Annotated in this window: 2 protein-coding genes; both read left to right on the plus strand. The window is 70.6% G+C overall.

Annotated elements, in window-relative coordinates:
- Nucleotides 1-617: acyl carrier protein (locus ACZ5CW_RS40995; RefSeq protein ID WP_468610899.1), on the plus strand; the 617-nt coding region annotated here is incomplete at its 5' end.
- Between the two features lie 37 nt (nt 618-654).
- A partial coding sequence (locus tag ACZ5CW_RS41000) for a type I polyketide synthase (protein ID WP_468610901.1) occupies nt 655-8,381 on the plus strand: 7,727 nt, incomplete at its 3' end.

Below are 8,381 nucleotides of genomic sequence, written 5' to 3' on the forward strand. Positions count from 1 at the left end.
TGCGGGGGGTGCGTGCTGACGCGGCGGCCGGTGGCGGGGTGCCGCACATGCTGCGCGGCCTGGTACGGGCGGGCCGGCAGGCGGCACACGCCGCGTCCGGACGGGATGGCGAGCTGCTCCGTCGGCTGGCCGGACTCACCGCTGCGGAACAGGAAGCACTGCTCCTCGACATGGTACGTGCTCAGGCCGCGGTCGTGCTCGGGCACGCGGGGCCGGAAGGGGTACGGGCCGACACGGCATTCAAGGAAGCGGGGTTCGATTCGCTCACCTCGGTGGAACTGCGCAATCGGCTGCGCGAGGCGACCGGATCGAAGCTGCCCGCCACGCTGGTCTTCGACTACCCCACCCCGAAAGCCATAGCCCGCTATCTGCACCAAGAATTGATCTCGGGCGGCGGCACGAGTGACCTGGAAATAAACGAGGAACGGTTGCGGAATGCACTCGCAACTCTTCCACTGTCCCGCTTCCGGGAAGCTGGATTGATGGATGCCCTGGTCAAGCTGGTCGCCCTCGGTGAGGGCGCGCCGGAAGTCGGAGCGATCGACAAGGCCGATGAAGAGCGGGCGATCGCCGAGCTGGACGTCGACGACCTCGTACAACTGGCGCTCGGCGACTGAGAATCCTTCGAAACCGCAGAATGATTGGGGCAATTGAATGACCGCGTCGTATGAAAAGGTCGTCGAGGCGCTGCGGAAGTCGCTGGAAGAGGTCGGGTCGCTCAAGAAACAGAACCGCCAACTCCTCGGCGCTTCCCGTGAGCCGGTGGCGATCGTGGGTATGGCGTGCCGGTTACCGGGTGGCGTGGCGGGGCCGGAGGACCTGTGGCGGTTGGTGTCCGAGGGCCGGGACGCGGTTTCGGGATTCCCGGAGGACCGGGGCTGGGATCTGGAAGGTCTGTTCGACCCGGACCCCGACCGTCCGGGTACCTCGTACACGAGTCAGGGTGGGTTCCTCCATGAGGCCGGGCTCTTCGACGCGGGCTTCTTCGGGATCTCCCCGCGTGAGGCGCTGGCGATGGACCCGCAGCAGCGGCTGCTGCTGGAGACCTCCTGGGAGGCACTGGAGCGGGCGGGCATCGACCCCGTCTCGTTGAAGGGCACCGATGTCGGCGTGTTCTCCGGGGTGTTCGGGCAGGGCTACGTCGCACCTGGGGCCGATGTGGTCACGCCGGAGCTGGAGGGTTTCGCGGGCACGGGCGCGGCGTCGAGCGTGGCGTCGGGCCGGGTGTCGTACGTGTTCGGCCTTGAGGGGCCCGCGGTCACGGTGGACACGGCGTGTTCCTCGTCGCTGGTCTCGATCCATCTTGCCGCGCATGCGCTGCGGCAGGGCGAGTGCTCGATGGCATTGGCCGGCGGAGCGACCGTGATGGCGACGCCCGGCGCCTTTGTGGAGTTCTCCCGGCAGCGCGGCCTGGCCGCTGACGGGCGCTGCAAGGCGTACGCGGATGGCGCGGACGGTACGGGCTGGGCCGAGGGTGTGGGTGTGGTGGTGCTGGAGCGGTTGTCGGTGGCGCGGGAACGCGGGCACCGGGTGCTGGCGGTGCTGCGTGGCAGTGCGGTGAACCAGGACGGTGCGTCCAACGGCCTCACGGCGCCGAATGGTCCCTCGCAGCAGCGGGTGATCCGCCGGGCGCTGGCCAGTGCCGGGCTGGTCCCGGCCGATGTGGACGTGGTGGAGGGCCACGGGACCGGGACGGCCTTGGGCGATCCGATCGAGGCGCAGGCGTTGCTGGCGACGTACGGGCAGGGCCGGGAGCCGGAACAGCCGTTGTGGCTGGGTTCGTTGAAGTCGAACATCGGTCACACGCAGGCAGCCGCTGGTGTGGCCGGTGTGATCAAGATGGTCCAGGCACTGCGGCATGGAGTGCTTCCGGCGACCCTCCATGTGGATGCGCCGACGACTGAGGTCGACTGGTCGGCCGGTGCGGTGGAGTTGCTGACCGAGGCCCGGGAGTGGACGCGGAACGGGCATCCTCGCCGCGCAGGGGTCTCGGCGTTCGGTGTCAGTGGGACGAACGCACATCTGATCCTGGAGGAAGCCCCGGAAGAGCCGGTGTGGGCCGCCGAGGAACTGCAGAAGCCCTTGGTGTCGGCTGGTGTGGTGCCGTTGGTGGTGTCGGCGCGGAGTGCGGGTTCGTTGGCGGGGCAGGCGGGGCGGCTGGCGTCGTACCTGGAGTCTGACGCTGCTGGGGGTGTGTCGCTGGGGGATGTGGCTGCGGGGTTGGTGTCGGGCCGTGCGGTGCTGGGTGAGCGTGCGGTGGTGGTGGCCGGTTCGGCTGAGGAGGCGCTGGCGGGGCTGGGGGCGTTGGCTCGTGGGGAGACCGCGGCCGGTGTGGTGGTCGGCAGTGCGGGTTCGGGTGTGCCGGGCAAGGTGGTGTGGGTGTTCCCGGGGCAGGGCTCGCAGTGGGTGGGGATGGGCCGGGAGTTGCTGGACTCCTCGCCGGTCTTCGCCGAGCGGGTGGGGGAGTGTGCGGCCGCGTTGGAGCGGTGGGTGGACTGGTCGCTGGTGGATGTGCTGCGCGGCGAGGTGGACCCCTTACTCCTTGAGCGCGTGGATGTGGTGCAGCCGGCCAGTTTCGCGGTGATGGTGGGTCTGGCGGCCGTATGGGCCTCGGTCGGGGTCAAGCCTGACGCTGTGCTGGGTCACTCCCAGGGGGAGATCGCGGCGGCTTGCGTCGCGGGTGCGTTGTCGCTGGAGGACGCGGCGCGTGTGGTGGCGCTGCGCAGTCAGGCCATCGCGAGGCAGTTGTCCGGGCGTGGTGGCATGGCTTCCGTTGCGCTGGGCGAGGAGGACGTGACCACGCGGCTGGAGCGCTGGGCGGGCCGGGTCGAGGTGGCCGCGGTCAACAGCCCGTCCTCGGTGGTGATCGCCGGTGACGCCGACGCCTTGGACGAAGCGCTCGAGGCGCTGTCCGGCGAAGGTGTCCGGGTGCGGCGGGTGGCGGTGGATTACGCCTCTCATACGCGGCATGTGGAGGACATCCGCGACACGCTCGCCGAAGCATTGGCCGGGATCGATGCGCAGGCGCCGGTGGTGCCGTTCTACTCGACCGTGACCGGGGGTTGGGTGGAGGACGCCGACATCCTGGACGGTGGGTACTGGTACCGCAACCTGCGTCAGCAGGTCCGTTTCGGTCCGGCCGTGGTGGACCTGCTTGCTCAGGGCCACGGGGTGTTCGTGGAGGTCAGTGCGCATCCGGTGTTGGTGCAGCCGGTCACGGAGATCGTCGATGACGCCGACGGTGACGCCGGTGTGGTGGTGACCGGGTCGCTGCGGAGGGAGGACGGCGGCCTCCGTCGGCTGCTGACTTCGATGGCCGAAGTGTTCGTACGGGGTGTGGCCGTGGACTGGAGCGGTGTGCTGCCGTGGACGTCGGCGCCCGCACGCGTGGACCTGCCGACGTACGCCTTCGATCACCGGCATTACTGGCTGCAGCCGGCTGCGTCGGCGACGGATGCGGCGTCGTTGGGTCAGGCGACAGCGGATCATCCGTTGCTGGGTGCGGTGGTGCAGTTGCCGCAGTCCGGCGGGCTGGTGTTCACCTCGCGGCTGTCGTTGCGCTCGCATCCGTGGCTGGGGGATCACCGGGTCGGTGGTGTGGTGCTGGTGCCTGGCACGGGCCTGGTGGAGTTGGCGGTGCGGGCCGGTGACGAGGCCGGTTGCGGGGTGCTGGAGGAGTTGGTGATCGAGGCGCCGTTGGTGGTGCCCGAGCACGGCGGGGTCCGGGTGCAGGTCGCGGTGGGCGGACCGGGCGGGGACGGCTCGCGCACGGTGGATGTGTATTCCTTGCGCGAGGACGCGGCTGACACGCGAGGCGTGGATGTGTGGACGCGGCATGCCACCGGTGTGCTGTCGGCCACGGTTCGGCCGGATGCCGGCGATGGAGGGTTCGACTTCGCGGCGTGGCCACCGCCGGGTGCGCAGGCGGCCGAGGCCGCCGACTTCTACGCGGACCTGGCCGAGCGGGGTTATGGGTATGGTCCGGCGTTCCAGGGCGTACGGGCGGTGTGGCGGCGCGGCGAGGAGGTCTTCGCCGAGGTCGCCCTGCCCGAGGAACAGCGCCAGGAGGCCGGACGCTTCGGTATCCATCCCGCGCTGCTGGACGCCGCCCTCCACGCCGGGACGTTCGGCAGTGGGGCGGACACAACGGCGGAGGAATCCAGGGAGCCGATGCTGGCCTTCGCCTGGAACGGGCTGGTGCTGCATGCCGCGGGCGCCGCGGCATTGCGGGTACGGGTCGCGCCCTGCGGCCCGGACACGCTGTCGGTCGAGGCGGCCGACGAGACCGGTGGCCTGGTCCTGACGATGGACTCGTTGGTGATGCGGGCGGTGTCCACCGACAAGTTGGGTGCCGCGGCGGCGGATGACAGCCGCGACTCGTTGTTCCAAGTGCAGTGGACCGAACTGCCCTCAAGGCCGGAGGCGGAGCCCTCACCGTCGTGGGTGGCGGTGACCACTGCTGACGAGGTGGCGGCGCTGGCCAGGAGCACAGGAGCGCCGACCGTCGCCGTTCTGGAGGCTGTCGGTGGTGACGGCGAGGACACCGTACTGGCGCTCACCTCTCGTGTGCTGGAGGTGGTGCAGGCCTGGCTGGCCGAGGCGGGACTGGAGGAGTCGCGGCTGGTGGTCGTGACCCGGGGCGCGGTAGCCGCGGGTGACGACGGCGTTGGTGATGGCGCTGGTGATCGCGACGGCGACGGCGTTGGTGATGGCGGGGTGAGCGACCCGGCGGGAGCGGCGGTGTGGGGTCTGGTGCGTGCCGCGCAGGCCGAGCACCCCGACCGGATCGTTCTGCTGGACACCGACCCCACCACCAATACCGGTCTGGAGCCGGTACTGGGCTCGGCGCTGGCCGGCGGAGAGCCCCAGGTCGCCGTTCGGGGCGCAGTACTCTCGGTCCCTCGACTTGCCCGTGTGGTCGGTCAAGCTGCGCAGATTCTCCCGGTGTTCGGGCCGGAAGGGACCGTGCTGGTCTCGGGCGCGGGGGCCTTGGGCGCTCTGGTGGCCCGGCATCTGGTCATCCGGCACGGTGTACGGCACCTGGTGCTGGCCAGCAGGCGGGGTCCGGATGCCGAGGGCATAGGGACGCTGATCGCCGAACTTACCGAACTGGGTGCTGCGGTGTCGGCGGTGGGCTGTGATGTGTCCGACCGCGCCCAGGTCGAGGCGCTTCTGGCGTCGGTCCCGGACGAGCACCGCCTGACCGGTGTGGTGCACACGGCCGGTGTGTTCGATGACGGGGTGATCGGTGCGTTGACCCCCGAGCGTCTGTCGAGGGTGTTCGCGCCGAAGGTGGACGCGGTACGCCACCTCGACGACCTGACCCGGAGCTTGGACCTCGACGCGTTCGTCGTCTTCTCGTCCGTCGCGGGGGTGTTCGGGGGCGGCGGGCAGGGCAATTACGCGGCCGCCAATGCCTTCCTGGACGGGTTGATGGCCGGCCGCCGGGCTGCGGGTCTGCCCGGGCTGTCGCTGGCCTGGGGCCTGTGGGAGGACACCCTCGGTATGGCCACTCATCTCAGCGACATCGATCAGGCGCGTGCGAGCCGCGGTGGTGTGCTGGCGATCACGGCGGCTGAGGGCATGGAGCTGTTCGATGCCGCTGTGGGGTCACGGCAGGCCCTGCTGGTGCCGATCAAGCTGGACCTGCGGGGCCTGCGTGCTGAGGCGGCGGCCGGTGGCGCGGTGCCGCACCTGTTGCGCGGCCTGGTGCGGGCGGGCCGGCACATGGCGCGGTCGGCGGGGGTCGGCGACGGGCGACGGCCACTGGCCGACCGGTTGACCGGTCTCGCCGCGGCGGAACAGGAGGCACTGCTTCTCGACCTGGTCCGCACTCAGGCCGCTGTGGTTCTCGGACATGCCGGACCGGAAGGCGTCCGGGCGGACACGGCGTTCAAGGAGGCCGGGTTCGACTCGCTGACCTCGGTGGAACTGCGCAACCGGCTGCGGGAGGCGACCGGTCTGAAGCTTCCCCCCACACTGGTCTTCGACTACCCCACCCCGAAGGCCATTGCCCGTCACCTGCGCGAAGAGTTCGGCGACGTGGAGCCGCCACCGGTGCTGGCGGCACCGGCGGCCGTGGCGGCCGACGCGGGTGAGCCGCTCGCCATCGTGGGTATGGCGTGCCGGTTGCCGGGTGGGGTGGCGAGCCCGGAGGACCTGTGGCGGTTGGTGTGTGAGGGCCAGGACGCGGTTTCCGGCTTCCCCGATGACCGGGGCTGGGACCTTGAGGCTCTGGTCGACCCGGATCCTGACAGCGCGGGAACCTCCTACACCAGTGAGGGCGGCTTCCTGCGCGGGGCGGGGCTCTTCGACGCGGGGTTCTTCGGAATCTCGCCGCGCGAGGCGCTGGCGATGGACCCGCAGCAGCGGTTACTACTGGAGACCTCCTGGGAGGCTTTCGAAGACGCCGGCATTGATCCGGTCTCCCTGAAGGGCACCGATGTCGGCGTGTTCTCCGGGGTGTCCGGTCAGGGCTATGGGACCGGTGTGCTCGCACCGGAGCTGGAGGGCTTCGCGGGCACAGGGCTGGCGTCGAGTGTCGCGTCGGGCCGGGTGTCGTACGTCTTCGGCTTCGAGGGCCCGGCAGTGTCGGTCGATACGGCGTGCTCGTCGTCGTTGGTGGCGATGCATCTTGCCGCGCACGCGCTGCGGCAGGGCGAGTGCTCGATGGCGCTGGCCGGCGGCGCGATGGTCATGGCGACACCCGGCACCTTCGTGACGTTCTCCCGGCAGCGGGGACTGGCTTCCGACGGGCGGTGCAAGGCGTTCTCCTCGGGCGCGGACGGAATGGGGCTGGCCGAGGGTGTGGGTGTGGTGGTGCTGGAGCGGTTGTCGGTGGCGCGGGAGCGTGGGCACCGGGTGCTGGCGGTGCTGCGTGGCAGTGCGGTGAACCAGGACGGTGCGTCCAACGGGCTGACCGCGCCGAATGGCCCGTCGCAGCAGCGGGTGATCCGCAGGGCGCTGGCCAGTGCCGGGCTGTCCTCTTCCGAGGTGGACGTGGTGGAGGGCCACGGGACCGGGACGGCCCTGGGTGACCCGATCGAGGCGCAGGCCTTGCTGGCGACCTATGGGCAAGGCCGGGATCCGGAACAGCCGTTGTGGCTGGGCTCGTTGAAGTCGAACATCGGTCACACGCAGGCGGCAGCGGGCGTGGCCAGTGTCATCAAGATGGTGCAGGCACTGCGGCACGGCGTCATGCCCCCGACGCTGCACGTTGACCAGCCCACGTCCCAGGTGGACTGGTCCGCGGGCGCGGTGGAGTTGCTGACCGAGGCCCGGGAGTGGCCGCGGAACGGGCATCCGCGTCGGGCCGGTGTGTCCTCGTTCGGTGTCAGCGGGACGAACGCGCACCTGATCCTGGAGGAAGCCCCCGAAGATCCGGTGTGGGCCACCGAGGAGCCGCAGCAGCCCTTGGTGCCGGCTGATGTGGTGCCGTTGGTGATGTCGGCACGGAGTGAGGGTTCCTTGGCGGGCCAGGCGGGGCGGCTGGCGACATTCGTCGAAGGCACCAGCGGGAGCCCGCTGGGGGATGTGGCTGGGGCGCTGGTGTCGGGCCGGGCGCTGCTGAGTGAGCGTGCGGTGGTGATCGCCGGTTCGGGTGAGGAGGCGCTGGCGGGGCTGGGGGCGTTGGCGCGGGGTGAGGACGCACCTGGAGTGGTGGTCGGCCGTGCGGGTTCGGATGCCCCCGGCAAGGTGGTGTGGGTGTTCCCGGGGCAGGGCTCGCAGTGGGTGGGGATGGGCGGGGAGCTATTGGACTCCTCGCCGGTCTTCGCCGAGCGGATAGCGGAGTGCGCGGCCGCGTTGGAGCGGTGGGTGGACTGGTCGTTGACGGATGTGCTGCGCGGCGAGTCCGAGCCCGAGCTGCTGGATCGAGTGGACGTACTGCAGCCGGCGAGTTTCGCGGTCATGGTGGGCCTGGCGGCCGTATGGGCCTCGGTTGGTGTGGTGCCGGATGCGGTGCTGGGTCACTCCCAGGGTGAGATCGCGGCCGCTTGTGTCGCGGGTGCGTTGTCGCTGGAGGATGCGGCGCGTGTGGTGGCGCTGCGCAGTCAGGCCATCGCAGGGCAGCTGTCCGGGCGTGGTGGCATGGCTTCGGTCGCGCTGGGCGAGGAGGAAGTGACCGCGCGGCTGGGGCCGTGGGCGGGCCGGGTGGAGGTGGCTGCGGTCAACGGGCCGTCCTCGGTGGTGATCGCCGGGGATGCCCGGCCACTGGACGAGGTGCTGGAGGCGCTGTCCGGCGAAGGCGTCCGGGTGCGGCGGATCGCCGTGGACTATGCCTCGCATACGCGGCATGTGGAGGACATCCGCGACACGCTCGCCGAAGCACTGGCCGGGATCAGTGCGCAGGCGCCGGTGGTGCCGTTCTACTCGACCGTGAC

The sequence above is a fragment of the Streptomyces sp. NPDC031379 genome, from assembly GCF_055569615.1.